Here is a 23,372-nt window from a genome sequence, read left to right on the forward strand (position 1 = left end):
AGCGTCTTGGCGGCGCTGTCGCCGCCGGCTACCGTGATCACCGGCGCGTCGTTGGTGCCGGTGACGGTGATCGTCACGGTCTGGTCGTCGGACAGAGGCACGCCGGAATTGTCGGTCGCCCTAACGGTGTAAGTCAGCGTCAGATGCTCGCCGGCGGCGAGGTAGTCGAACGCCTCGGTGGCCGAGTTGAAGGCCCAGTTCAGGTTGTTGGCAGCGCCCGTGTCGGCCGCAATCGAGCCCGGCGTCACCTGCAGCATCGCCAGCAGCGCGGCGTTGTCGGAGCCGAGGCCGAGGGTCGTGTCGGAGGCCACCACCGAGACGACGCTCGGCGTCACGGTATTGCTCAGATCGGCATCGGTGACCGTCAGCGTGCCCGAGGTGCCGAGACCCGCATTGGTCTCGGCCAGCGTCTTGGCGGCGCTGTCGCCGCCGGCTACCGTGATCACCGGCGCGTCGTTGGTGCCGGTGACGGTGATCGTCACGGTTGCCGTTGAAGCATCGCCATCAGAGTCCGTCACCTTGTAGGTGAAAGAGTCAGTCAGGGACTCGCCGGCGGCCAGAGTCTGGAGGATCGCTGTGTTCGGCGTATACGTGAAATTGCCGCTCGGGGTCGTGAGCACAACGGAGCCGTAGGACGGGTTCGACGTCTTTGCAACACTGAGGACAAGGTCAGGGACGGAGTCGTTGCCTAAGACATTGCCGGTAAGGCTGATTGTGTCCTCCGTAACCCCGAACGCGTCGTCCCGGGCCACGACTGCCTCATCGACAGGGTTCTGCTCTACGCCATCAACGAAGACCTTCAGGATTTCGACATTCTTTACGTCCAGGCCGAAGGCAGTGAACACGAAGTCTTCCGCGCCGCCTTTGGCGAGCACCTGGAGATAGCGAGCAATATCACTTTGGAGTGCTGCCGATTGCCACTGGGCGAGCGTCAGATCGAGGCGGAGCGTGTCAGTATCGCCGGCGCCGTCGTAGACATCGCTGGCTCCAACGTTCTCTGTGGCGTTGTAGATTAGGAGGTCATTGCCGCCGCCGCCTTTGACCTGATCCGAACCCGAACCGCCATCGAGGCTATCATTCCCAACACCACCATCGAGGATGTCCGCTCCATCGCCACCGTTCAGCGTATCGTCGCCCTCATCTCCACGGAGACTGTCGTTGCCAATCCCACCATACAGGAAGTCGTTGCCCAGCCCCCCTCTGAGATCGTCCGCTCCAGCATCCCCATAGAGCGTGTCATTCCCGTCATCACCGTTCAGGAGGTCGTCGCCAGCGTCACCGTGTAAGAGGTCATTACCAATGCCGCCGCTGAGCTTGTCGTTGCCGTCGCCGCCGTAGACCTGATCGTTGCCGCCTGCTGCCGACACGATATCGTCGCCGCCCAAGGCATTGATGACGTCGTCCAGAGCAGTCCCGGTGATGGTGTTCTTGCCGTTCGTCCCGTTGATAGTGGCCATAGTTCTCCCCCTTCGGTTCCGCGTGGGACCGATCTCAGGTCATGATTGCTTGTGCAGTTCGTGGAGACCGCCACGGGCGTGCTCGCCTACTAACAAGGCTGAAGAGCCAGCAGTGGGCGAGTTGTCTATCGGGCCGCCAACCGGAGAGGCTGAGAGCACCACAAACAAAGCATGTGCGCACGTGACCCTTGCCAAGGCAATAGCTCCGCCAGACTCGGCAAAGCTACCGCCCCACCAGGTTGTCTCGCTTCAAAGCAAGAAAGTCAGTCGGTTGATCTACGCCAACCACTGCGCGGCGCAATGCTACCGGCAACATTCCCACCCATTCTTTCCCTCAATTCCAAATTGCTCTTGCGGATACAAGGTGTCAACTCTCTTTATTAGTAATAGATAAAACAATAAGACTCGTACCGGGCAAACGAACCGTTCGGCATGCCCGATGGCAGCCAGGGCAATGGCTATGTGAAGCGTGGTCGTAAGGCCGGCAAGAAACGGATTTCACGAATGACCCGGCCGTCATTGCCCTCCGAGAACGGGAAGTGACATGATGTTCGCGCTCATCGGGAAGCACCGGAACATCTGGCCGGTGGCATGGCTGTGCGACGCTCTGGATGCATCCCCTCTTTAGGCTGCCATGCCTAGCCTAATCGCGTCCCAGCGCTCTTGCATGACGACATTCTCGTTGTCAAAGATCGACCGAAGCTTCAAGAGCCGCAACCGAATCTATGGTGCACGTCGCGTCTGGCACGATGTTCTGGCGGAGGGCCTCTCCTGCGGCCTGCGGCCAGCATCGTATCGAGCGGCTCATGCGGGAGAATGGGCTACTTTGCTTGGAAGCGCCGCCGTGGGTTTCCGAAATATACTGTCCAGCGCTCGGGAGTATCGGACAACCTCCTTCCAGGCGGCTTGTCAGCACGTCTTGCCGATCATTTTGTCAACCTGCTTTAGCACCTTTACATCCCATTTCGACATCTGCTATTCCTCGCCGCACGTTTACGCGTTTACAAGGATGATGGAATGGCTGTTTACGGATACGCTCGCGTCTCGACCGCGAAACAGGCGAATGAAGGTGAGAGCCTTGAAGTGCAGCGACGCCAGATTGAGGGCTACGCGCATATGCACGGCATGACGCTTGTGGAGATCGCTATCGAGGAAGGCGTCTCCGGTTCGATCCCTGTTACCGATCGTCCGGCCGGCGGCCCACTCTTCGGGAAACTGGTCGCGGGCGACATCGTGGTCGCGGCCAAGCTCGATCGCCTCTTCCGGTCGGCCCTCGACGCTCTGCGGGTAGTGGAGGAATTGAAGAAGCGGGGCATCAAGCTGCATCTTCTTGACCTTGGCGGCGACATCGCCGGCAACGGCTTGTCCAAGCTGTTCCTGACGATCGCCGCAGCCTTCGCCGAAGCCGAACGCGACCGAATTCGCGAGCGCGTCGCCCAGGTAAAGGCCGATCAGCGAGAGCGCGGTCGCTATCTCGGCGGGAACCGCCCATTCGGCTTCAGCGTCGACGCCGACGGTGGCGCCCTGGTCGAGGTACCGGCAGAACAGGCAGCGATCGAAAAGATGCGGCTTCTGCGCAGCCAGGGTGTCTCGTTACGCTCGATTGCCCAGACTGTGACGGGCGACGGCTTTCGCCTTTCGCACGCCGCTGTGAAGAAGGTTTTGGGTCGGCTGTGAGCGCTTTAAAAGGGTATTTTCCTCGCGGGTGCGCAAAACACTGTAAAAACACCCGTTAATTCCAACCAGTCCGCGCGGCATAAGCGGCTGACATTGCTACCTCTTTGGCTACGAGGCGCGTGTTGGAAAATCGGAATAAAAAACATTTGACGGCAGCGAAATTCAGCCTTCTTCATCCGAGCTGCTACTTGGCCACCCTCTGCCCGATTTTGTCGAGCAGCCGCCGGAAACTCTCATCCTCGACGGCTCTTCGAAACGCAGCGACCTCCCTTGCTATTGTGAGGCAGTCGATCCCTGCCACCGCCATTCGGCGCGCCATCCTATCGGCAGTTCTTTGAAGATAGGGCTCACCGAGAGAGCGCTCACCACTTTTGCCGTCTAGAACATCGACAGTTCTACGGATCAACCCAGTCTGCCTTTTGGCCGGGAAGGCAAAGACAGTTGCCATTGTAACGATCGTATCGTCGGTCATTTTCATGCTGCGGCCCTCGCAAACGTTTCTCTGTCCATGAATGCAATAAGCTCTTCGGAGAGGCGATGCGCCCAACCGGCGATCGGATCACCGCAGGTATAGTCGTCGTCTTCCCCGGCAACTGTACGAAGCCAGCGGTAGACATTGACCATGTTGTCGGCGGGGAAGGATCGACCCTCTTGACGAGCCGACTTCAGCGCGGCTTCAACCTTTCTGAGGTCGGCGGCAGGGGTGTTTCTATGGCGCGTCGAACTGCTGTTCGATGCAGCGCCAGCTGAAGGTTTCTTGGTAGGTTGGGCTCCATAAGAAGGTTTCGGGGGCATCGTCGTGCCGGGTTTGGCGTCGTCATCGTGCCGGGTTTCTGCGTCACGGTGCCGGTTTTCAGAATTCGATTTAGGAACGGATGCGGTTTCAAACCCGGCATTGTCATGCCGCCTTTTTGCGGCGATCTGAATGGGTTCCTTTAGCGGGGCCTCGTCGAAGCGTTCAAGGCACACACGGTATCTGCTCGTTTTGTTGCGACCTCCTCCAAGACGCGTTTGGATGTAGTCCGCGTCTTCGAGCCGCCGGATGGACATCCGGGTCGCCCGTTCCTTGAGCCCGGCGACGGCCGCAACTGTTTCGATCGACGGCCAGCTGTAGCCTTGGGCGGGATTTTGGTATTCGATGAGGATCGACAGCACCAAGGCATCCGTGCCGGGCGAGAGCCTGCGATTTCGCAATGCGCTCTGGAGAGCGAACAGTTTGTTGATGGTCTTTGGCTTTGACATCAGTCAGCTTTCCGGCTCGACAGCCATGTCAACCGGTGCAAGGCAGCACCCCGACCAGTGCGTTTAGCCTCCACCGTTAGGAAGCCGCTATCGACCAACTCAGCGAGAGCCTTGGCGGCAGTCATCCGGGCGCAACCGACATGATTGACGAGCCAGCGGTGCGAAATTGGCATCGGGTTGGGCGAGCCTTCCCGGTAGGCTAGTTCAACGGCCACGCGAGCCAACTTGGCCGAGGTCGACAGACGCAGGAACGCCTGGTTGCGGAAATCCTCGATCAACCCGCAAATTGTGTCGACCGCGTCTATCGCGTCGATGTCGACAAAGTCAGAGCCCATGCTGAGATTGGCCGTATTCATGCCGCCCTCGCCTTGATCAGATGGCTGTGCCTGATCGCCTCACAAGCTTCTGCGGCTGAGAGGCCGAACATGGCCTTAAGAGCGGGCACCAATGGCTTTGGCCGGCTATGTGGAGGCATCGTCGCTAGGAAGAGCGCGCACTCATCAATTGCGCGACTGTGATCGTGTGAAAGGCCCGTCGAAGCGCCGCGAGGAATGTCGGGGGGAAGTTCGCTCACGCCGCCTTCCCCAGGTTGGGCCGAAGGCCAAGCTTTTCTGCGATCGGAGCCACCGGCACTACGATCTTGCGGCCTATGCGGATCGTCTGAATGTCCCCCCGTTTGGCGGCCTCGTAGGAGCCGTTTCGGCTTAAGCCATAGAACACCGCCCCGGCGTCGGGAACCGAGAGCGTCGGGCGGGAGAGTGCTTCATCTAGTTTCATTTGGTTATGTCCTTGAATAGGCGGTTGAACGAATATGCGCATATTCGACATAGGACGCGGCGGGATTGCAGGCAATAGAAATATGTGCATATTCCACATCTCATCACAGATCGGGACAAAAAGATGCCGAAGGGATACAAGGGGCGAGAAAAGACTGAGCGCTTACACATGCTCATCTCGCCGGAGGAAATTGCTGCAATAGACGATTGGCGTCTCAACAACAGGGTCGGAACCCGTGCGGAAGCTGTCAGACGGCTTGTTCAAATCGGCCGCAATTTCGATGCAGTGTCGCAGACGTTGGCGCGAGAGGCATACGCGGCGGTCGACAAAATAGATTGCATCGCCAACGAAATTTCAAAGTCCGGCATTGAACAGCAACCGACGGCTAGCCGGGTGAAAATTGGCGAACAACTTCGAGAAGCGGCGGGTGCACAGCACACGTTAGCCGCGCTGCTTGGTGCAATCGACGAAGCCGGGCGAATGTGGCGCTTAGGCCCTATTGATGAGGCCGGCAAATATACAGAGGCCCTACTCGCGGATGTTTCCACTCATCAGCCGCAAAAGGTCACTACGAAATGAAGGGCCACATCACAGAGCGCAGTCCGGGCAAATGGGCGATCGTCCTTGACCTCTATGACGAAGCCGGCAAGCGCCGGCGCAAGTGGCACAGCTTCTCCGGGACGAAGCGGCAGGCGCAGGAGGAATGCGCCCGGCTAGTCGCTGAAATCAAAAACGGGCGCTACGTCGAACCGACCAAGCAGACCATTGCAGAGTTCCTTGACGAATGGCTCGACTTCATCAAGCCGTCGGTCGCTCCGAAAACACATGAGCGTTATGCCGAGATATTGCAGAAGGGCGTTGCTCCGCTCTTAGGCAACGTGACGCTCGCGAAGTTGAAAACCGACAGGATCGACGGCGCACTTGCTAAGGCCCTCACAGAAGGCCGCCGGGACGGCAAGGGTGGGCTTTCACCCCGGACAGTTCATCACATGCGCCGCGTGCTCATCAAAGCCCTGTCGCAGGCATTGACGTGGGAACGCCTCTCCCGGAACCCAGCCACGGCGACCACGCCGCCGAAGGTCGAACGCAAGAAGATGCTAGCCTATGATGCTGCGCAGACGGCGGAGTTGATTGAGGCGATCCGGCCGACCCGCATGTTCATCCCTACCCTCCTGGCGGTCATGTGCGGGTTGCGACGTGGCGAAATCCTTGCGCTTCGCTGGCGAAACGTCGAGCTTGGCGACAATCTCCGGCAACTCTCCATCGTGGAAAGTGCAGAGCAGACCAAGGAAGGCGTTCGCTACAAAGAGCCGAAATCTGGCCGCGCCCGGACCGTAGCATTGTCGTTGACCGTTCTGGACGAGCTGAAGGCGCATAAGACGCGCCAGGCGGAGGAACAACTCCGGCTCGGCATCCGGCCCGAGGCCGAAAGCTTTGTGGTTGCACAGTTTGACGGAAGTCCGATCCAGCCTCGTTCCTTGACGCATGAATGGGTGCGCATCATCGGCAAGACAACCCTTCCACGCATCCGCTTCCATGATCTTCGCCATAGTCACGCGTCACAGATGCTTGCGGCCGGCGTTCATCCGAAGGTTGCCAGCGAGCGCCTTGGGCATTCCACGATCGGGATCACGCTGGACCTTTATTCGCATGTGATGCCTGGAATGCAGGCTGATGCTGCCGAGCAGGTTGACGCGGCGATCCGGAGCGCGGTAAAGCCCAAGCCCTGAGCACGTTCGGTAGCAAAATGGTAGCAGCGGCACAACAATCCCGCTGGAAAGTCCAAAAAAGCTAACGAAATCAAGGTTCGGAGGGATGGCCGAGCGGTTTAAGGCACCGGTCTTGAAAACCGGCGTGGGCGCAAGTTCACCGTGGGTTCGAATCCCACTCCCTCCGCCAGATCTGCGGCCACGCCAGCACACCTCCGGGCGCGCCAATCACCGCCCGTTGCCGCGCCGACGTCTTTGTTTAACGGAGATCGTCCGTTCAAGGCGTTCACGCCCGGAAGCGCAGTGTCTCCACAAAATGGGTGAAGGCAGACGAAGCGTGCCGTCGGTGTGGATAATAGAGGTGATAGCCCGGCAGATCGGGCGTGAACCGGCTCAGCACACGCACCAGCCGGCCTCCATCCAAATGATGCTGCACCTGGTCGAGTGGTAAATAGGCGAGGCCGTGGCCGTCGAGCGCGGCATCAAGGATCAGGTCGATCGTATTGAAGACGAGCGGCCCGTCGACCCTCACCCGCGTCTCGCGGCCGCCGCGCATCAATCGCCATTTATTCAGCGTGCCGGAAGTCGGTAGCCGCAAATTGATCGCACGATGATCGATCAGTTGCGCCGGCGAACTCGGAACAGTGTGCGTGCGGAAATAATCCGGCGAGCCGACGATCGCCATCGGGATGTCAGGCCCGATACGCACCGCTATCATGTCTTTCGCCATCTCCCCGCCGAGCCGGACACCAGCGTCGAAGCGATCAGCCACGACATCGGCAAGGCCGTAGTCGACGGTGAGATCCACCGCGATGTCCGGGTTACCCGGCAGCAGCCGCTTCATGGCCGGGACAATGATGGTCTTAGCCGCGTGCTCGACGGTGGTGATACGGATTGTTCCGGTCGGGCGGTCGCGCAATTCGCCGAGCGAGGCGATGGCGGCGTCCAGGTCGTGCAGCATGGGACCAAGCGTCGCGATCAGCCGCTCGCCCGCCTCAGTGGGCGCCACGCTGCGCGTCGTACGCGACAGGAGCCGCATTCCCAGCCGTTCCTCGATCCGCTTCACGATCTGACTGAGCGCGGATTGCGCCATGCCGAGGCGTTGAGCCGCCTTGGTGAAACTGCGTTCCTCGGCAACGACTACAAAGGCCGCCAGATCGGCAATTTCATCCCGCCGCATTCATCATCTCAATGATAGACCTAATAAGAATTAACCGCCTAATTCGTGCAATCTTTCTGCGCTAGATTCTGTTCATTCACAAGGGCGTTCAAAACCAAACGTACCGTTCGCGTTCAACGCGGCGGGCCGCGTGCTTCAACGGAAGGAGACTGGAAATGGACAAGATCAGCTTCGCCAATTCGAACAACAAGACGATCACCATGTCGGCCGTCATCAATTTCCCCGCAGGCTTCGACGAGAAGCGCAGCTATCCTGCTATCGTCGTCTCGCATCCCGGCGGCGGCGTAAAGGAGCAGACGGCTGGCACCTATGCCAGGAAGCTGGCGGAACGAGGGTTCGTCACCATTGCTTTCGACCGCTCCTACCAGGGCGAAAGCGGCGGCGAGCCGCGCCAGCTCGAAAATCCCTACATCAGCACCGAGGACGTCAGCGCCGTCATCGACCACGTGACCACGCTGCCTTACATCGACAAGGACCGCATCGGTGCGATGGGCATCTGCGCTGGTGCGGGTTACACGGCGAACGCCGCGATCCAGGATCGCCGCATCAAGGCCATCGGCACCGTCAGCGCCGTCAACATCGGCTCGATGTTCCGGAACGGCTGGCAGAATACCGTCCGGTCGATCGACGCCTTGCCGCTGGTCGAGGCCGGCTCGAACGCCCGCACCTCGGATGCCAGTGCCGCTGCGGTTGCGACCATGCCGCTCGCGCCATTGACGGAAAAGGACGCGCCAAACGAGGAACTGCGTCAGGCCTGGGAGTACTACCACACGCCGCGAGCCGAATGCCCGACCGCACCCGGTTTCGCGGCGCTGCGCAGCCTGAACCAGATCATCACTTACGATGCTTACCATATGGCGGATGTCTACCTGACCCAGCCCATACAGATCGTGGCCGGAAGCATGGCGGGCTCTAAGTGGATGAGCGACGACCTGTTTGACCGTGCCGCCAGCACGGACAAATCCTTCCATGTGGTGGAGGGCGCCAATCACATGGAGCTCTATGACGGCCAGAAATACATCGACGAGGCTGTTTCGGTGCTCGCGCCGTTCTTCCAGACGAAACTTTCCGCCGCGGATGCTGCAAAGGCCGCAGCGGAGTAACACCGCAAAATCCGAACCCCAATCGCCGGGCTGCGCCAGCGCCGAAGCGGCTCCCAGCGGGTGAGCGGACAGCCCGGTCAGTCAGGAGAGCACTCCATGAAATCCGTCCAAGTCCAAAACCCCGACATGGCCTGGCACATCGCGGCGAACATCTTGTTTCCGCCGGGCTTCGACGAGTCGAAGAAATACCCGACAACCATCAGCGTTCATCCATTCGGCAGTTGCAAGGAGCAGACCTCGGGCAATGTCTACGGCAAGGCGCTCGCCGAGCAGGGCTTCGTCGTCATCGCCTATGACGCCAGCTTCCAGGGCGAATCCGGCGGATCGCCGCGTTGGATCGAGGACCCGACGCAGCGGGTCGAGGATGTCAGCCGTGTCATCGACTATGCGGCGACGCTTCCCTATGTCGATGAAAACCGCATCGGCGTGCTCGGCGTCTGCGGCGGTGGGGGCTATGCGGTGAATGCCACCCTGACCGAAAAGCGCATCAAGGCCGTGGTCAGCATCACCGGCGTGAACATCGGCCGGCTGTTCCGCGAGGGCTTCAGCCAATACGATCCGCTCGGCGCGCTCGAAGCGATGGCGGCGCAACGCACCAAGGAGGTTCGCGGCGGCGAGCTTCAAGTCAATGAGTTGCTGCCCGCCAGTCCGGAGCAAGCCACCAAGAACGGCTTGACCGAGCGGGACGTTTTCGAGGCGACGGACTACTACAAGACGCCGCGCGGCCACAAGCCGGGTGGTGCGGCCAGGATGCTGTTCTCACATGCGCAGAAGACGCTCGCCTGGGACGCGTTCGCCTTTGCCGAGACGCTCCTCACGCAGCCCGTCATGGTGGTGGTCGGCCAGAAGGTGGGTGCCTTCGGAGCCTATCGCGACGGCATGGAGATATATGGCCGCGCGACCGGCTCGAAGGACCGCCAACTGGTCTCGCTGGAAGACTGGTCGCATTACGACCTCTACGACAAGCCCGAGCCGGTGGGCATGGCGCTCGAAAAGCTCATTCCGTTCTTCAGGAAGCATCTGAACGAGCCGGTCGCCGCACGCCAGCGCGACGCAGCCGAATAAGCATCTCTGATCGAGGATATTTGCCGGCCCTGCTCGTCCGCCTGGCGAATGGATGGGGCCGGAGATGAACTCTGGGTGCCAATGAGCACGTCGCATAGGACAGGCGCGATCGGCCTTCGAGCTTGCTCAAGACAGTTTCATGAGGAGAAGAAAAATGACGAAGGTGCTCATTCTCGGCGCAGGCGGACAAATCGCCCGCCATGCTATCGCGATGTTGGCCGGCGAGGATGATGTGCGGCTGACGCTGTTCGCCCGTAACGCCGCCAAGCTGGTGGAAGTGCCCGCCAATGCTTCCGTCATCCAGGGCGACGTGCTCGATGCCACACAACTCGGTGCGGCGGTGAAAGGACAAGACATCGTCTATGCCAACCTGACCGGCGAAGACCTCGATGCACAGGCAAAAAGCGTCATCGCCACGATGCGGGCGGCGGGCGTCAATCGGTTGATCTTCATCCTGCCACTGGGAATTTACGATGAGGTTCCCGGCAAGTTCGGCGAATGGAACAACGCAATGATCGGCGAGGACCTGAAACCCTTCCGCCGCGCCGCCGATGCCATCGAGGCATCGGGGCTGGAATACACCCTCATCCGCCCCGCCTGGCTGATGGACGAGCATGAAGTGGACTATGAGCTGACGCGGCGCAATGAGCCGTTCAAGGGCACCGTCGTCTCGCGCAAGAGCGTGGCCGATCTGATCGTGAGGATTATCCGCTCGCCGGGCCTGCACCTGCGCGGCAATATCGGTGTCGACAAGCCCGGGACCGACGGCGAGAAGCCCTATTTCATGTAAGGTTGCCGCTATTGCTTAGAGGAGGCAGAACGCTCCTCAACCAGCGCGGCCCGGCGTCGTGAGCTACCACGCTCGAAACAGTCAGAAGAGCGTGACAGAGCAGGACAAGTCGGCCGAAAACCAGACGCGATTTCAATGAGTTCCGGCTGATCTTCAGTTGGCATCTTAGAAGGCTAAGGCGTAGACGAGTTCTCATCGCCATCCTGCACTGCCCGCAAGCAATCCGCGGCGATAAGGGCGCGGCGATGGCAGCCCGCGCGACGCCAGGCAATTGCTCAGTCGGATTGCTGGGTGCGCTCGGCGATCGCGAATGCCTGCAGGTTCTTGGCCTTGCCTATATCCTGATCCGCGTTTGCGATGATCGAAAAGAAGGCCGCTCTCGCAATGTCCTTCTTCGAGGCGTTGGGATGCGCTTTCTGAGCTGCCTTGACAAGCTGCTTGGGAGACATGTCGGGCGTGACGATCCTCATGAGGGTGTCGCCGATCGCACTCATTTCACTTGCGTCCATGACGGGGTGTCCTGTGCTGACCGTGAGGCCACAATAGCAAGGATCATTCGCGGCTGCCAAGATGGAACCTGCACAAGATAGCACCTGAAATAGAAAACCCCACCGGCAGGGAACCGGAGGGGTTAGTCCTGGGAGGACGCGGGTCGCGCTGCGTTCGCAAACCGCGCGCTCGCCAGATATCGCCCTGTTGCGACACCTATGTGACAATGGGCGGGCGCCGCTGTCGCACTGCCCGTCGCAAACACGACCCCAAAGCCCATATCAAGCCTTTGGAAAGGAGAGATGTGCTTCTGTTCAGAAGCCCAGGCGCAGGCCGCGCCGCGACAGACAAGGCGATAGAGGCGGGTGAATGGATATCTTTGGCATCAAGGCGCTGCTGATCTGCGCATTGATCTTCATTCCGTTCGAACATCTGTTCGCCGAGCGGCCGCAGAAGATCTTTCGCAAGGGCTTCGATGTCGATCTGATCTATCTGATGTTCAACGCCTTCATCGTAAAGGTGGCCATGGTCATGATGGCGGCCGTTGTCCTCCACGTCGCCGCAGTCCTTGTCCCTCAATCGGTGACGCGAGCCGTCAGCGGTCAGCCCGTCTGGCTGCAGGTTGCGGAAATCATCCTGATCACCGACATCGGTGTCTACTGGGCGCATCGCGCCTTCCACAAAATCCCCGCGCTTTGGAAGTTCCATGCGGTTCACCACGGCATCGAGGAACTGGACTGGCTCGGCGCTTTCCACTCCCACCCGGTCGACGCGATTGCCACAAAGGCGATATCGCTGATGCCGATCTTTCTCCTTGGCTTCTCCAAGGCCTCGATCGCCGTCTTTTCGATGATCTACTTTGGGCACACGATGCTCGTTCATTCAAACCTGCGGGTTCCGTTCGGCCCCTTGAAGTGGCTGATCGCCAGCCCGCAGTTCCATCGCTGGCACCATGCCAACCAGCGCGAAGCCTATGACAAAAACTTCGCTGGGCAACTGCCCCTCCTCGACGTGCTGTTCGGCACCTACAATGCCACCGGCAACAAGGCGCCGGAAAAGTATGGCGTCGATGATCCGATCCCTGCCAGCTATTTCGGACAGATCGGCTATCCGCTCCGGCCCCGCAGGAAAGTTTCGAACCGAGCCCAGCCGAGCACCGAGGCCTGACGAGCTAGCATCGAGAACGCAGGACCCATGGCCAATCGACATTTGCCGTGTCGCCTTGTGGCAGCAGACGCTGCGTCGAGAGCCGGTTTTGGCCGCTGCCGGCAAAATTCCAGCCTCCACATCCGGAAGGCTTTTGGCGTCGAATCGGCTAAGCCTTGAGACATGAACGAGACCTCAGTCTATGCGCCGGTGAAGCGGTTCCTCGAAAGTCTCGACTTCGTCGTGAAGGGGGAAATTGGCGGCTGCGACATCGTCGCGCTGCGTGAGGGTGAGCCGGCGGTCGTCGTCATCTGCGAATTGAAACTGCAATTCAATCTCGAACTGGTGCTGCAAGGCGTCGACCGCGCGGCGGCTTGCGACGAAGTATGGCTGGCGGCGCGCATGTCGGCGCGGGGCAAGGGCCGCGAAAGCGACGCCAGGTTCCGCAATCTCTGCCGCCGGCTCGGCTTCGGTTTGCTTGGCGTGACCGCGACTGACCGTATCGAGGTGCTTCTCAGTCCGGTCGCGCCTGCGCCGCGCAAGAACGCGCGACGCCGCTCCCGTCTTGTCGACGAGCATCAGCGCCGCCGCGGCGATCCTGTCGCGGGCGGAGGGTCGCGCAATCCGATCATGACCGCTTACCGCCAAAGCGCCCTCGCCTGCGCGGCCGCAATGGCCGATGGTCCCAAACGGCCGCGCGATCTGAAGGTCCTGACGCCGATCGCGCCGAAAATCCTGCAGCATAATGTCTATGGCTGGTTCGCGCGCGTCGACCGTGGCCTCTACGATCTCACGGATGCCGGCCGCGCCTCGCTGGTCCGTTGGCCCCCGGTCTCGCATGACGAAGTCCGACACGAGATTTTGATTGCGCCGACCCTCTGAATGCCGGGACTTGCCCGGCATGAAGTGCCCCTCTCTGTTGATTTTTCAGACAAAATATGGTGCTTGTCCCGCCCATGAAGACACTCTGCATGGTGGCCGTGGCGTCGCTGATATTGGCCTTCCCGGCCAGCGCAATGGACAATGCTTTGCGTGCCGGGCTGATGAAACTTGATCCGCAAACCCGCCTCGAGCAGCGGTGCGATGCCGAAGTTCTGGATCGGATCACCCACGATGACCGCAAGTTCAAAGCCGATCGCGTCGTCGCCTACGCCTTCGCGACGCCCGAGATGAGCGCCGATGCGATCAGGAGCCCGGGTGCGGCGTTCCGCAGCAAAGGACAGTGGTACCGGCTGAAATTCAAGTGCCAGACGGGACCGGATCATATGCAAGTTCTCCAGCTCCGCTACCGAATCGGCGATGAGATCCCGGAAGGCGACTGGGCAAAGTACAATCTCTACAATTAGTTTTTCGCGAGTTCGGGTCCGCGTTGGCTCGCGAGCCGGCGGTTGCTGAACATTCCCTGTAATGCCACGGCCACGAATTGGTTTTCCAGTGTTGTCCAGTGCTGTGTCTTGACGGCAGCGGACCATCCCTTTAGGCCCGTTTCGACAATCGACGACGAACACTCGGCGAAGGGCTTCCAGGTCGATGGAAATATTTACCGCCGCGGGCCTGTCGGCTCTTCTTCAGGTCATCGCCATCGACCTTGCGCTCGCGGGCGATAACGCCATTGTCATCGGCCTCGCCGCGGCCGGCTTGCCGGCCAGCCAGCGCAAGCGGGCGATCCTCGTCGGCATTGTGGCCGCCACCATTCTTCGCATTTTCTTCGCTCTGATCACGCAATGGCTGCTTACCATTGGCCCCATGCTGCTGATCGGAGGCGGCCTGTTGCTACTGTGGGTCTGCTGGAAGATGTGGCGCGAATTGCGTGTCAGCCACGAGCAGGAGCGTGACGCTACCGAATCGCTGTCCAATGGCGGCTTCGACAGCGATGGGGCCGGCAAGGGACCGAGCAAGACCTTCTCGCAGGCCGCCTGGCAGATCGTGATCGCCGACGTTTCGATGTCGCTCGACAACGTCCTTGCCGTCGCGGGAGCGGCAATGAACCATCCGACGGTGCTGATTGTCGGACTGGTCCTGTCGATCGCCTTGATGGGCTTTGCCGCATCCTTCGTCGCGCGCCTGCTGCACAAATACCGCTGGATTGCCTATATCGGTCTGGCGATCATTCTGTACGTCGCGGTCAAGATGCTGCTGGACGGCGCGGTGCAGCAATTCCCCGAGCATTTTGCCTTCCTGGAGCCTTGGTTCGGGTCGGGCGGACACTGAGCGGCAAGCACCGCGCCGGCCGGCGGTTTGCCTGATCGCCGAACCCGTGCTATTGCGCCGCCCAAATTGAGCTCCTGCCGGAGCCATGCAAACCGTCATATGTCGAGATGTCGGGCCGGATCAGCGTTTCCGGTCCGCATCCATTGGAACCTTGCCCATGTCCGCCCCGCGCGTCAGCTTCGTCAGTCTTGGATGTCCCAAAGCCCTTGTGGATTCCGAGCGCATCATCACGCGCCTGCGCGCCGAGGGCTATGAGATCGCGCGCAAGCATGACGGCGCCGATCTCGTTGTCGTCAACACCTGCGGCTTCCTCGATTCCGCCCGGGATGAATCGCTCAATGCCATCGGCTCCGCCCTGTCGGAGAACGGCCGGGTCATCGTCACCGGCTGCCTTGGCGCCGAGCCCGACGTGATCCGCGAAAAGCACCCCAACGTGCTGGCGATCACCGGGCCGCAGGCCTATGAAAGTGTGATGGCCGCCGTGCATGAGGCGGCCCCTCCTTCGCATGATCCCTATATCGACCTGCTGCCGCCGCAGGGCGTCAAGCTGACGCCGCGCCACTATGCCTATCTCAAGATCTCGGAAGGTTGCAACAACCGCTGCACCTTCTGCATCATCCCGGCGCTGCGCGGCGATCTCGTCTCGCGGCCGGCCGCCGACGTTCTGCGCGAAGCCGAGAAACTGGCCAAGGCCGGCGTCAAGGAACTCCTCGTCATCTCGCAGGACACCAGCGCCTACGGCATCGACATCAAGTACCAGACGTCCATGTTCGGCGACCGCGAGGTGCGGGCGAAATTCCTCGATCTATCGCAGGAATTGGGCAAGCTCGGCATCTGGGTGCGCATGCACTATGTCTACCCCTATCCGCACGTCGCCGATGTCATCCCGCTGATGGCTGAAGGAAAAATCCTTCCCTATCTGGACATTCCGTTCCAGCACGCCTCGCCGCGGGTGCTGAAGAACATGCGCCGGCCTGCACATGGCGAAAAGACGCTCGAGCGTATTCGCGGCTGGCGCGACGTGTGCCCGGATCTCGCCATCCGCTCGACCTTCATCGTCGGATTCCCCGGCGAGACGGACGATGATTTCGAGATGCTGCTCGATTGGCTGGACGAAGCCAGGATCGATCGCGCCGGCTGCTTCAAATACGAGCCGGTGCGCGGCGCCCGCTCCAACGATCTCGGCCTCGAACAGGTGCCGCAGGAGATCAAGGAAGCGCGCTGGCACCGCTTCATGCAGCGCCAGCAGAAGATTTCGGCGACGCAACTCGCCAAGAAGGTCGGCAAGCGCCTGCCGGTGCTGATCGACGAGGCGCACGGCACCTCGGCCAAGGGCCGCACCAAATACGACGCGCCCGAGATCGACGGCTCGGTCCGTATCCAGTCGCGCCGCCCGCTGCGCGCCGGCGACATCGTCACCGTCAAGATCGATCGCGCCGACGCTTACGATCTCTACGGTTCAGCGGTCTAGGCCGTGGCCTCATCATTAACGCGCAGCCACAGCCGTATTGACGCGAGTTGGACGAATGCGAGGTAATTGGCCGCGAGCTGGTCGTAGCGGGCCGCTACACGCCGACGGTGTTTGATCACGTGCACGTGGCCGAGCGGCTTGCCTGGTTCGAAACCGCAGACGCCCTGCCGCGCTGTAACCGCAGCAGGGGCGGTGGGGCCGCCAGTACGGCACGGCCCGCGCCAATCCTGACGACTTCTTTCGCCGGCTACGCCGCCTTGCTGGCCGGCGCCGCGTTGTCGACGATCACCGGCGTGTCGAACCAGGTGATCTCAGGCGCGCCGCCAAAGACCTTCGTAACGTGCTCGCGCCACTCTGTGCTGTAGGCGGCCTCGGCCGCGGCACGCGATTCCCAGAGATAGACGCCACCGGCCGTGCGCCCATCCTCCGCCCGCAGGTAATATTTCCGGATCAATCCCGGCAAACTGCGGTACTTCGGGGCGCTCGACTCGAAATGACGCGTCGCCTCCTCGAGGCTGATCGGCTGTGGCAGCCGGAATTGCACCACTGTGGTGATTGTATTGCGCACGACGTTTCTCCTCTCTGATCGGGTCATGCGACCCAGCATTCATCCTGACCGTAAGGCGCCCGGACACGGCACAGCCAACGCGAGAGACTTGGCATCTGCCTATTTTTGTCCCATCATCGCCTTCCGGAGGACGTTACGTTAGCGGCAGCAAAGCCTGGGCTGAATTCGCGAAATCTCGACGCGCCTTGTGCAAATTTGCACAGGACAGGGGCTCGCCATGCAGTGGGATGATTTGAGGATATTCCTTGCTGTCGCGCGTGATGGATCGATCAGCGGCGCGGCAAAACGGATCAACGTGCAGCATTCGACGGTCTCGCGCCGTATCAAGGTGCTAGAACAAAAGCTCGGCACGCGCCTGATCGAGCGCAAGGCGTCGGGCTACGAACTCACCAGCGCCGGCGAGGAACTCAAGCTCGCTGCCAGCAAGATGGAAGTCGAGGTGCTGGAGATCGAAGGCGCGCTCGGCGGCGAAGAAGATCGTCCAACCGGCGTACTGCGCGTCGCTGCGATCAACAACATGGCCTCGTCGGTGCTGATGCCGATATTCGCGCGCTTCAGCGCAAAATATCCAGAGATCGAGCTGCACATACAGGTCTCGAACAAGTATGTCAGCCTGGCCAAGCGCCAAGCCGATGTTGCGATCCGCCAGACCAACACGCCGCACGAGACACTGGTCGGCACGTTGCTCAGTAAGGTCGCCTCTGCCGTCTATGGCGAGCGCAACTATGTGGCCTCATTGCGCTCCGGTGCGACGCCGAAATGGCTGGGCGTGGAATGCTGCGCCTCCCACCAGTCGTGGACAAATGCCGCGTGCCCCAACCGCGACCACAGCTTTTTTGTCGACGATACTTTGTTGACCCTCGCGGCGTTGCGCGAGGGAATGGGCCTCGCCTATCTGCCCTGCTTCATGGGCGACAATGACGCCCGACTGGTCCGTTATCTCGCCCCGGAGCCGCATCATGATGTCGGCCTCTGGCTGCTCTACCATCCCAATCTCCGACGCACCAAGCGTGTGCGGCTGTTTCGCGAACACATGCTGGCGGAAATCGTGGGCCAGCGGGAGCTGTTCGACGGTTCGAAGCCGCGACGTGACGACCGGAACAATTTCGGCACCATGCCGTCGCCGCAACCGAAACGCCACGAACGACAGGCTGCACCCAGCGTGAAATAGAGTTTGGCCTCCGTTGCCGTTGTGGCGCAACGTGTCGCCTTCTGGCCCTTCTCGGGCCTCCAAGCATGTCCGCGTTCACGCTGCTTCCGGTGTACAAGCGGATATCGAAGCGTGATCGTTCCGAACGTCCCGTTATGAGTACATGACCCAGAGTGGTTCGTTGAGCCGCTCCAGGTCGTCGTTTTTGCGCAATTCCGGACGGAAAACCGCTACGCACTTTTCCTGGAATTGCTAGATTTTACCCCATTTGGCGATAGTTGCGGCCATTCACCCTGTTTGGTTGCCGCCTGCTTTATGGTTTGCGGATCGTAAACGCAGAGGCTTGGCACGGACGCCAGACCTGCCAGGCAGAACTACTTTGCAACGCTGGACCTGCTGAGGTTGGCTGCTGCAGTCACCGTCGTGCTGTATCACTACTGCTTTCGTGGCCCAGCGGCCGGGGCCCGCCGCAACGTATCCCGCCGAATGAAAAGGGCGCCCTGCGGCGCCCTTGCCCAATTTGAGGTCGCCGTCGCTTACTGCGGCAGCTTGTCGTCGACGCCCTTCACATAGAAGTTCATGCCGAGCAGCGTGCCGTCGTCGGCGACCTCGCCGTCCTTCAGCCATGGCGAGCCGTCCTGCTTGGCGATCGGCCCGGTAAAGGGGTTCCAGCCGCCGGCAATCTTCTTCTCGGTCGCCTCGGCCATGGCCTTCACGTCGTCGGGCATGTTGGTGTAGGGCGCGAGCTTGACAGCGCCGTCCTTGATGCCGAGCCAGACATTGTCGGGCTTCCAGGTGCCGTCCATGGCCTCCTTCACCCGGCTGATGTAGTACGGACCCCATTCGTCGGTCAGCGAGGTCAGCTGCGCGTGCGGCGCGAACTTGATCATGTCGGATGACTGGCCAAAGCCGTGCAGCTTGCGCTCCTCGGCCACCTGCAGCGCCGCGGTCGAATCGGTGTGCTGGACGATGATATCGGCGCCCTGGTCGAACAACGCCTTGGCCGCGTCGGCTTCCTTGCCGGGATCGAACCACGAATTGACCCAGACGATCTTGGCCTTGAAGTTCGGGTTGATCGACTGCGCGCCGAGCATGAAGGAGTTGATGCCCATGACCACTTCCGGGATCGGGAAGGACACGATGTAGCCGGCCACGCCGGACTTCGATTCCTTGGCCGCGATCTGGCCGAGCACGTAGCGGCCTTCATAGAAACGCGCATTGTAGATGCCGAGATTGTCACCGGTCTTGTAACCGGTGGCGTGCTCGAACATCACCTTCGGAAACTTCTTGGCGACCTTCACTTCGGCGTCCATGAAGCCGAACGACGTGCCGAAGATGATCTTGCAGCCTTCGCGCGCCAGGCGCTCGAAAGCACGGTCGGCATCGGGGCCTTCGGAGACGTTCTCCAGATAGGCGGTTTCGACCTTGTCGCCGAGCGCCTTCTCGACCTCGAGCCGGCCCTGGTCGTGCTGGTAGGAATAGCCGAAATCGCCGATCGGGCCAGTGTAGACCCAGCAAGCCTTGAACTTGTCGGCAGCCTCTGCGGACGCAGCCAGCGAAAGTGCCGCTGTCGTGGTCATCAGGGCAATAAGCAGTTTTTTCATCGTGTTACCTCTCTGAGTTTAAGCCTTGGAGCTTCCCGTCTTCTTATTGTTGTCAACGATCCGGAACGAATGGCTGCCCCAGGGATGCCGGCGTGTTCATCATCGTCAGACGCTTGTTGCGCGAGATTAGAACGAGAACCACGACGGTTGCCAGATAGGGCAGAGAAGAAAGCATCTGCGAGGGCACAGGAATGCCAAAAGCCTGTGCATGAAGCTGGCCGATCCACACCGCGCCGAAGATGTAGGCGCCGGCCAGCACCCGCCATGGCCGCCATGACGCGAACACCACCAGCGCCAGCGCGATCCAGCCACGGCCCGCGGACATGTTCTCGACCCACTGCGGCGTATAGACCAGTGACAGATGGCCGCCGGCAAGGCCGGCGCAGGCGCCGCCAAAGATGACCGAGAGATAGCGGTAGCGGATGACCTTGATGCCGAGCGCGTGCGCCGAGGCATGACTGTCGCCGATCGAGCGCAGCGTGAGCCCGGTGCGCGTCTTGAACAGGAACCACATCACCGCCGCCGTCAGTGCGATTGAAATGTAGAATACCGGGTCCTGGCCGAACAGCAGCTTGCCCACGACCGGGACTGAGCTCAGCCCGGGAATGTCGAGATTGGGCAGCCTGACACCGGGCTGGCCGACGAAACTCGTTCCGATCATGCCGGAGAGGCCGAGGCCGAGCAGGGTCAGCGACAGCCCGGTCGCGACCTGGTTGGTGGCGAGCGACAGCGTCATGACGGCGAACAGCAGCGAGAACACGGCTCCCATGGCGATGGCCGCCAGAAGGCCGATCCAGGGCGAGCCGGTCAGATAACCGGCCCCGAAGCCGGCGACCGCGCCCATGATCATCATGCCTTCGACGCCGAGATTGAGCACGCCGGAGCGTTCGACCACCAGTTCGCCGATCGCCGCGATGAGAAGCGGCGTCGCCGCCGTGGCGATGGTCAGGAGGATGTTGACGGTGATGTCCATCAGCGGGCTTCCTTCAGCTTCGGCGCGGCTTCCAGCTTCGCCGCGCCATCCGGTTTCGTCAGCGCCAGGCCGATCAGCCGGATGCGGTAGTGAATGAGCGTGTCGCAGCCGAGCACGAAGAACAAAAGCATGCCCTGGAACACTCTCGCCACCTTGTCGGAAATGCCAAGCGCGCTTTGCACCGCCTCGCCGCCGAGATAGGTTAGCGCGAGCACCAGGCCGGCTGCGATGATGCCGAGCGGATTGAGGCGGCCGAGGAATGCCACGATGATGGCCGTGAAGCCATAGCCGGGCGAGATCACCGGCTGTAATTGCCCGATGGCGCCGGAGACTTCCGAGATGCCGGCAAGACCGGCCAGCGCGCCAGACAGCAGGAAGGCGAAGAACACCATGCGGTTGAGGCCGAAACCGGCGAAGCGCCCTGCCCTTGGGCTGGAACCCAGCACGCGGACCTCGAAGCCCTTGAGCATGCGACCCATCAGGATCCAGATCAGCACCGCGGCAACGAGTGCGAAGACGAAGCCCCAATTGGCGCGCCCGGCATCCGGCATCAGCTGCGGCAAGGTGGCCGCATCGCCGAATTGGATTGTCTGCGGGAAGCCGTGGCCTTGCGGATCGCGCCATGGACCGCGCACCAGCCAGTCGAGGAAGAGCTGGGCGACGTAGACCAGCATCAGGCTGGTCAGGATCTCGTTGGTATTGAACCGGGTCTTCAGCAAGGCCGGGATCGCCGCATAGGCCGCGCCACCGACCATGCCGAGCAGAAGCATCAGCGGCAGCACCAGTGGGCCTTCGAATTGTGGAAACAGCACCGGAATGATGGAGCCGAAGATGGCGCCGAAAATGAACTGGCCTTCGGCGCCGATATTCCAGATGTTGGCCTTGTAGCAGACAGACAGGCCGACCGCGATCAGGATCAGTGGCGACGCCTTGATCGCCAGTTCGTGCAGTTGCCAGACTTGGCTGATCGGCTCGATGAAGTAGATCCGGAACGCCGTCAGCGGATTGACCCCGAGCAGCGCGAACATAATGGCGCCGGCGATGATCGTCAGCGCGAAGGCGATGAACGGTGACAGCATCGAAAACAGCGCGGAGCGCTGCGGGCGTTTGACGAGTTCGAGGCGCATCATGCCGTCTCCAGCGTGTGTTCGGCGTGGCCGGGCTCGGCGCCACCCATCAGCAGACCGACCTTCTCAAAGGTTGCTTCGGCGATCGGCATCGGCTTGGAAAGCTCGCCATTGTGCATGACCGCGATCGCGTCGGATATTTCGAACAGTTCGTCGAGATCCTGGCTGATAACCAGCACCGCCGATCCGCCGCGCGAAAGCTCGATCAGCGCCTGCCGGATATGGGCGGCGGCACCGGCGTCGACGCCCCAAGTCGGCTGGTTCACCACCATCACGCTTGGCCGGCGATCGAGTTCGCGGCCGACGATGAATTTCTGCAGATTGCCGCCCGAAAGCGCTGCAGCTTCGGGATCCGGCGCGCTCTTGCGCACATCCATTGCCTCGATGATGCGTTGGGAGGCGGCGTAGACGGCCCCGCTCTTGACCATCCCGCCAGTGCCGACAAAGGCCTTGCCGTCGGTGGCATGGCGCGACAGCAGCAGGTTTTCGGAGAGCTTCATGCGTGGTGCCGCGCCATGACCGAGACGCTCCTCAGGCACGAAGGCTGCCCCTAGCAGACGCCGTCCGGTGATGGTGAGGCCACCGGCATCCTTGCCGCGGATGCGCACCGAGGCGGCATCCTGCTGCAAGACTTCGCCGGAGACGGATTCGAAGAATTCGCCCTGGCCATTGCCGGCGACACCGGCGATACCGATCACCTCGCCGGCACGGACGTTGAGGCTGATGGTCTTGAGCGGAATGGAGAACGGCGTCGCGGGCTTGCGGCTGAGGCTGCGGATTTCGAGCAGTGGCTGCGCGGTTTCGATCCCCTCTACCGGCGCCCTCACCACGGCCTGCACCTCGTTGCCGACCATCATGCGGGCGAGCGAAGCGGCAGTCTCTTGGCGCGGGTTGCAGTGACCGACCACCTTGCCATGCCGCAAGACGGTGGCGCGGTCGCAGATGCGTTTGACCTCCTCCAGCCGGTGCGAAATGTAGAGGATCGATTTGCCTTCCGCGCGCAGCCGCTCCAGCGTCTCGAACAGCTTGTCCGCTTCCTGCGGCGTCAGCACCGAGGTCGGCTCGTCGAGGATGATGAGCTGAGGCGTCTGCAGCAGGCAGCGAATGATCTCGATGCGCTGGCGCTCGCCGACCGACAGGTCGCCGACCAGCGATTCCGGATCGAGCGGCAGGCCATAGCTGTAGGAAAGCGCCCTTGCCTTCGCCGCGATGCTGCTGATCGGCGAGCCGTCATCCAGCGACAGCGCGATGTTCTCGGCCGCGGTCAGCGCCTCGAACAACGAAAAATGCTGGAACACCATACCGATGCCGAGTTTTTTCGCGGCGCCGGGGCTGGTGATCCGCACCGCCTGGCCGTTCCAGAAAATCTCGCCGGAATTCGGCTCCAGCGAGCCGAACAGCATCTTGACCAGCGTCGATTTGCCGGCGCCGTTCTCACCGAGCAGCGCGTGGATCTCACCTTTGGCAATGTTGAGGTCGACATGATCGCACGCGGTCAGCGTGCCGAATATCTTGGTCAGGCCACGAACCTCAAGCAGGTTCGCCCCATCATGATTTGCACTCACAAGTGCCTCCCATCCGGATTGCCGGATATGTTCTGTGTTCCCGCAAGCATCGTATGCGTGGCCAGCTC

At 61.2% G+C, this 23,372-nt stretch carries 24 protein-coding genes, 1 tRNA gene and 2 pseudogenes; 14 read left to right on the forward strand and 13 right to left on the reverse strand.

Annotation, left to right across the window (positions count from 1 at the left end):
* Positions 1-1,457 (reverse strand): VCBS domain-containing protein (locus FJ938_RS30340; RefSeq protein ID WP_210243426.1); only part of this gene is annotated, 1,457 nt, incomplete at its 3' end.
* A gap of 535 nt (positions 1,458-1,992) precedes the next feature.
* On the opposite strand from FJ938_RS30340, the pseudogene FJ938_RS30135 reads away from it, so the two are divergent.
* Positions 1,993-2,354, forward strand: a pseudogene (locus FJ938_RS30135) (IS3 family transposase); the annotation flags it as partial.
* Positions 2,355-2,474: 120 nt separating this feature from the next.
* A complete protein-coding gene (locus tag FJ938_RS24720) occupies positions 2,475-3,134 on the forward strand; it encodes a recombinase family protein (protein ID WP_140698400.1) in 660 nt (219 codons plus the stop codon).
* Between the two features lie 184 nt (positions 3,135-3,318).
* Here FJ938_RS24720 and FJ938_RS24725 read toward each other — a convergent pair whose 3' ends face one another.
* The 4 genes from FJ938_RS24725 to FJ938_RS24745 all read right to left on the reverse strand — a co-directional run bounded on the left by FJ938_RS24725 (position 3,319) and on the right by FJ938_RS24745 (position 5,153).
* On the reverse strand, positions 3,319-3,612 hold the full coding sequence (locus FJ938_RS24725; RefSeq protein WP_140698403.1) for a DUF6074 family protein: 294 nt from the start codon (positions 3,610-3,612) through the stop codon (positions 3,319-3,321).
* Entirely contained in the window at positions 3,609-4,376 is a 768-nt protein-coding gene (locus FJ938_RS24730; RefSeq protein WP_140698406.1) for a helix-turn-helix domain-containing protein, read from the reverse strand. The genes FJ938_RS24725 and FJ938_RS24730 overlap by 4 nt, the downstream gene beginning before the upstream one ends.
* Positions 4,376-4,732: a hypothetical protein gene (locus FJ938_RS24735; RefSeq protein ID WP_140698409.1), complete on the reverse strand. Its 357-nt coding sequence runs from the start codon at positions 4,730-4,732 to the stop codon at positions 4,376-4,378. Before FJ938_RS24735 ends, FJ938_RS24730 begins: the two co-directional genes overlap by 1 nt.
* Positions 4,733-4,946: 214 nt before the next feature.
* Positions 4,947-5,153, reverse strand: a complete 207-nt coding sequence (locus tag FJ938_RS24745) for a helix-turn-helix domain-containing protein (protein WP_140698415.1) — start codon at positions 5,151-5,153, stop codon at positions 4,947-4,949.
* Positions 5,154-5,276: 123 nt separating this feature from the next.
* Between FJ938_RS24745 and FJ938_RS24750 the strand changes: the two genes are divergently transcribed.
* From FJ938_RS24750 to FJ938_RS24760, 3 genes are all read left to right on the forward strand, one after another.
* Positions 5,277-5,732 (forward strand): hypothetical protein, encoded by a 456-nt coding sequence (locus FJ938_RS24750; protein ID WP_140698418.1) that lies wholly within the window; start codon positions 5,277-5,279, stop codon positions 5,730-5,732.
* On the forward strand, positions 5,729-6,883 hold the full coding sequence (locus FJ938_RS24755) for a site-specific integrase (RefSeq protein ID WP_140698421.1): 1,155 nt from the start codon (positions 5,729-5,731) through the stop codon (positions 6,881-6,883). Before FJ938_RS24750 ends, FJ938_RS24755 begins: the two co-directional genes overlap by 4 nt.
* 79 nt (positions 6,884-6,962) lie before the next feature.
* Positions 6,963-7,052, forward strand: a tRNA-Ser gene (locus tag FJ938_RS24760).
* 96 nt (positions 7,053-7,148) lie between these two features.
* On the opposite strand, the gene FJ938_RS24765 is transcribed toward FJ938_RS24760, so the two are convergent.
* Complete coding sequence (locus tag FJ938_RS24765) at positions 7,149-8,042, reverse strand: LysR family transcriptional regulator (RefSeq protein ID WP_140606897.1); 894 nt, start codon at positions 8,040-8,042, stop codon at positions 7,149-7,151.
* A 155-nt stretch (positions 8,043-8,197) separates the two neighbouring features.
* On the opposite strand from FJ938_RS24765, the gene FJ938_RS24770 reads away from it, so the two are divergent.
* The 3 genes from FJ938_RS24770 to FJ938_RS24780 all read left to right on the forward strand — a co-directional run bounded on the left by FJ938_RS24770 (position 8,198) and on the right by FJ938_RS24780 (position 11,000).
* Positions 8,198-9,145 (forward strand): alpha/beta hydrolase, encoded by a 948-nt coding sequence (locus tag FJ938_RS24770; RefSeq protein ID WP_210243427.1) that lies wholly within the window; start codon positions 8,198-8,200, stop codon positions 9,143-9,145.
* A gap of 96 nt (positions 9,146-9,241) precedes the next feature.
* On the forward strand, positions 9,242-10,210 hold the full coding sequence (locus tag FJ938_RS24775; RefSeq protein ID WP_140698425.1) for an alpha/beta hydrolase: 969 nt from the start codon (positions 9,242-9,244) through the stop codon (positions 10,208-10,210).
* A 154-nt stretch (positions 10,211-10,364) separates the two neighbouring features.
* Entirely contained in the window at positions 10,365-11,000 is a 636-nt protein-coding gene (locus FJ938_RS24780; protein WP_140698427.1) for an SDR family oxidoreductase, read from the forward strand.
* Between the two features lie 275 nt (positions 11,001-11,275).
* Here FJ938_RS24780 and FJ938_RS24785 read toward each other — a convergent pair whose 3' ends face one another.
* A complete protein-coding gene (locus tag FJ938_RS24785; protein ID WP_140606901.1) occupies positions 11,276-11,509 on the reverse strand; it encodes a hypothetical protein in 234 nt (77 codons plus the stop codon).
* Positions 11,510-11,858: 349 nt separating this feature from the next.
* On the opposite strand from FJ938_RS24785, the gene FJ938_RS24790 reads away from it, so the two are divergent.
* From FJ938_RS24790 to rimO, 5 genes are all read left to right on the forward strand, one after another.
* Positions 11,859-12,656: a sterol desaturase family protein gene (locus tag FJ938_RS24790; RefSeq protein ID WP_140698430.1), complete on the forward strand. Its 798-nt coding sequence runs from the start codon at positions 11,859-11,861 to the stop codon at positions 12,654-12,656.
* Positions 12,657-12,818: 162 nt separating this feature from the next.
* On the forward strand, positions 12,819-13,517 hold the full coding sequence (locus tag FJ938_RS24795) for a DUF2161 family putative PD-(D/E)XK-type phosphodiesterase (protein ID WP_140698433.1): 699 nt from the start codon (positions 12,819-12,821) through the stop codon (positions 13,515-13,517).
* Positions 13,518-13,573: 56 nt separating this feature from the next.
* Positions 13,574-13,981: a DUF930 domain-containing protein gene (locus tag FJ938_RS24800; RefSeq protein WP_181169176.1), complete on the forward strand. Its 408-nt coding sequence runs from the start codon at positions 13,574-13,576 to the stop codon at positions 13,979-13,981.
* Positions 13,982-14,165: 184 nt separating this feature from the next.
* The gene (locus tag FJ938_RS24805; RefSeq protein WP_140606905.1) at positions 14,166-14,846 is read left to right on the forward strand and encodes a TerC family protein; all 681 of its coding nucleotides are present in this window, start codon (positions 14,166-14,168) and stop codon (positions 14,844-14,846) included.
* Between the two features lie 157 nt (positions 14,847-15,003).
* Positions 15,004-16,317, forward strand: a complete 1,314-nt coding sequence (rimO, locus tag FJ938_RS24810; protein ID WP_140698439.1) for a 30S ribosomal protein S12 methylthiotransferase RimO — start codon at positions 15,004-15,006, stop codon at positions 16,315-16,317.
* Here rimO and FJ938_RS24815 read toward each other — a convergent pair.
* Together FJ938_RS24815 and FJ938_RS24820 are read right to left on the reverse strand one after the other, a co-directional pair.
* Positions 16,314-16,433, reverse strand: a pseudogene (locus tag FJ938_RS24815) (IS5/IS1182 family transposase); the annotation flags it as partial. The gene rimO and the pseudogene FJ938_RS24815 overlap by 4 nt on opposite strands.
* 131 nt (positions 16,434-16,564) lie before the next feature.
* Entirely contained in the window at positions 16,565-16,885 is a 321-nt protein-coding gene (locus FJ938_RS24820) for a YdhR family protein (RefSeq protein ID WP_226890620.1), read from the reverse strand.
* A 217-nt stretch (positions 16,886-17,102) separates the two neighbouring features.
* On the opposite strand from FJ938_RS24820, the gene FJ938_RS24825 reads away from it, so the two are divergent.
* The gene (locus FJ938_RS24825; RefSeq protein WP_140698441.1) at positions 17,103-18,056 is read left to right on the forward strand and encodes a LysR family transcriptional regulator; all 954 of its coding nucleotides are present in this window, start codon (positions 17,103-17,105) and stop codon (positions 18,054-18,056) included.
* Positions 18,057-18,571: 515 nt separating this feature from the next.
* Here FJ938_RS24825 and FJ938_RS24830 read toward each other — a convergent pair.
* The 4 genes from FJ938_RS24830 to FJ938_RS24845 are packed head-to-tail and all read right to left on the reverse strand — an operon-like array spanning position 18,572 to position 23,304.
* Positions 18,572-19,639: a BMP family ABC transporter substrate-binding protein gene (locus FJ938_RS24830; protein WP_140698443.1), complete on the reverse strand. Its 1,068-nt coding sequence runs from the start codon at positions 19,637-19,639 to the stop codon at positions 18,572-18,574.
* A 52-nt stretch (positions 19,640-19,691) separates the two neighbouring features.
* On the reverse strand, positions 19,692-20,612 hold the full coding sequence (locus FJ938_RS24835) for an ABC transporter permease (RefSeq protein ID WP_140698446.1): 921 nt from the start codon (positions 20,610-20,612) through the stop codon (positions 19,692-19,694).
* Positions 20,612-21,742 carry an ABC transporter permease gene (locus tag FJ938_RS24840; protein WP_140698448.1) on the reverse strand — a complete coding sequence of 377 codons (1,131 nt, stop codon included), beginning with the start codon at positions 21,740-21,742 and terminating at the stop codon, positions 20,612-20,614. Before FJ938_RS24840 ends, FJ938_RS24835 begins: the two co-directional genes overlap by 1 nt.
* Entirely contained in the window at positions 21,739-23,304 is a 1,566-nt protein-coding gene (locus tag FJ938_RS24845) for an ABC transporter ATP-binding protein (RefSeq protein ID WP_140606911.1), read from the reverse strand. The genes FJ938_RS24840 and FJ938_RS24845 overlap by 4 nt, the downstream gene beginning before the upstream one ends.
* Between the last annotated feature and the right edge of the window lie 68 nt (positions 23,305-23,372).

It is taken from the genome of Mesorhizobium sp. B2-4-14, assembly GCF_006442155.1.
GTDB lineage: Bacteria > Pseudomonadota > Alphaproteobacteria > Rhizobiales > Rhizobiaceae > Mesorhizobium.

Excerpts from the sequence above, each read along its gene's own strand:
- FJ938_RS24720 (WP_140698400.1), top strand. The coding sequence starts at position 2,475 with ATGGCTGTTTACGGATACGCTCGCGTCTCGACCGCGAAACAGGCGAAT.
- FJ938_RS24725 (WP_140698403.1), bottom strand. The coding sequence starts at position 3,612 with ATGAAAATGACCGACGATACGATCGTTACAATGGCAACTGTCTTTGCC.
- FJ938_RS24730 (WP_140698406.1), bottom strand. The coding sequence starts at position 4,376 with ATGTCAAAGCCAAAGACCATCAACAAACTGTTCGCTCTCCAGAGCGCA.
- FJ938_RS24735 (WP_140698409.1), bottom strand. The coding sequence starts at position 4,732 with ATGAATACGGCCAATCTCAGCATGGGCTCTGACTTTGTCGACATCGAC.
- FJ938_RS24745 (WP_140698415.1), bottom strand. The coding sequence starts at position 5,153 with ATGAAACTAGATGAAGCACTCTCCCGCCCGACGCTCTCGGTTCCCGAC.
- FJ938_RS24750 (WP_140698418.1), top strand. The coding sequence starts at position 5,277 with ATGCCGAAGGGATACAAGGGGCGAGAAAAGACTGAGCGCTTACACATG.
- FJ938_RS24755 (WP_140698421.1), top strand. The coding sequence starts at position 5,729 with ATGAAGGGCCACATCACAGAGCGCAGTCCGGGCAAATGGGCGATCGTC.
- FJ938_RS24765 (WP_140606897.1), bottom strand. The coding sequence starts at position 8,042 with ATGCGGCGGGATGAAATTGCCGATCTGGCGGCCTTTGTAGTCGTTGCC.
- FJ938_RS24770 (WP_210243427.1), top strand. The coding sequence starts at position 8,198 with ATGGACAAGATCAGCTTCGCCAATTCGAACAACAAGACGATCACCATG.
- FJ938_RS24775 (WP_140698425.1), top strand. The coding sequence starts at position 9,242 with ATGAAATCCGTCCAAGTCCAAAACCCCGACATGGCCTGGCACATCGCG.
- FJ938_RS24780 (WP_140698427.1), top strand. The coding sequence starts at position 10,365 with ATGACGAAGGTGCTCATTCTCGGCGCAGGCGGACAAATCGCCCGCCAT.
- FJ938_RS24785 (WP_140606901.1), bottom strand. The coding sequence starts at position 11,509 with ATGGACGCAAGTGAAATGAGTGCGATCGGCGACACCCTCATGAGGATC.
- FJ938_RS24790 (WP_140698430.1), top strand. The coding sequence starts at position 11,859 with ATGGATATCTTTGGCATCAAGGCGCTGCTGATCTGCGCATTGATCTTC.
- FJ938_RS24795 (WP_140698433.1), top strand. The coding sequence starts at position 12,819 with ATGAACGAGACCTCAGTCTATGCGCCGGTGAAGCGGTTCCTCGAAAGT.
- FJ938_RS24800 (WP_181169176.1), top strand. The coding sequence starts at position 13,574 with ATGGTGCTTGTCCCGCCCATGAAGACACTCTGCATGGTGGCCGTGGCG.
- FJ938_RS24805 (WP_140606905.1), top strand. The coding sequence starts at position 14,166 with ATGGAAATATTTACCGCCGCGGGCCTGTCGGCTCTTCTTCAGGTCATC.
- rimO (WP_140698439.1), top strand. The coding sequence starts at position 15,004 with ATGTCCGCCCCGCGCGTCAGCTTCGTCAGTCTTGGATGTCCCAAAGCC.
- FJ938_RS24825 (WP_140698441.1), top strand. The coding sequence starts at position 17,103 with ATGCAGTGGGATGATTTGAGGATATTCCTTGCTGTCGCGCGTGATGGA.
- FJ938_RS24830 (WP_140698443.1), bottom strand. The coding sequence starts at position 19,639 with ATGAAAAAACTGCTTATTGCCCTGATGACCACGACAGCGGCACTTTCG.
- FJ938_RS24835 (WP_140698446.1), bottom strand. The coding sequence starts at position 20,612 with ATGGACATCACCGTCAACATCCTCCTGACCATCGCCACGGCGGCGACG.
- FJ938_RS24840 (WP_140698448.1), bottom strand. The coding sequence starts at position 21,742 with ATGATGCGCCTCGAACTCGTCAAACGCCCGCAGCGCTCCGCGCTGTTT.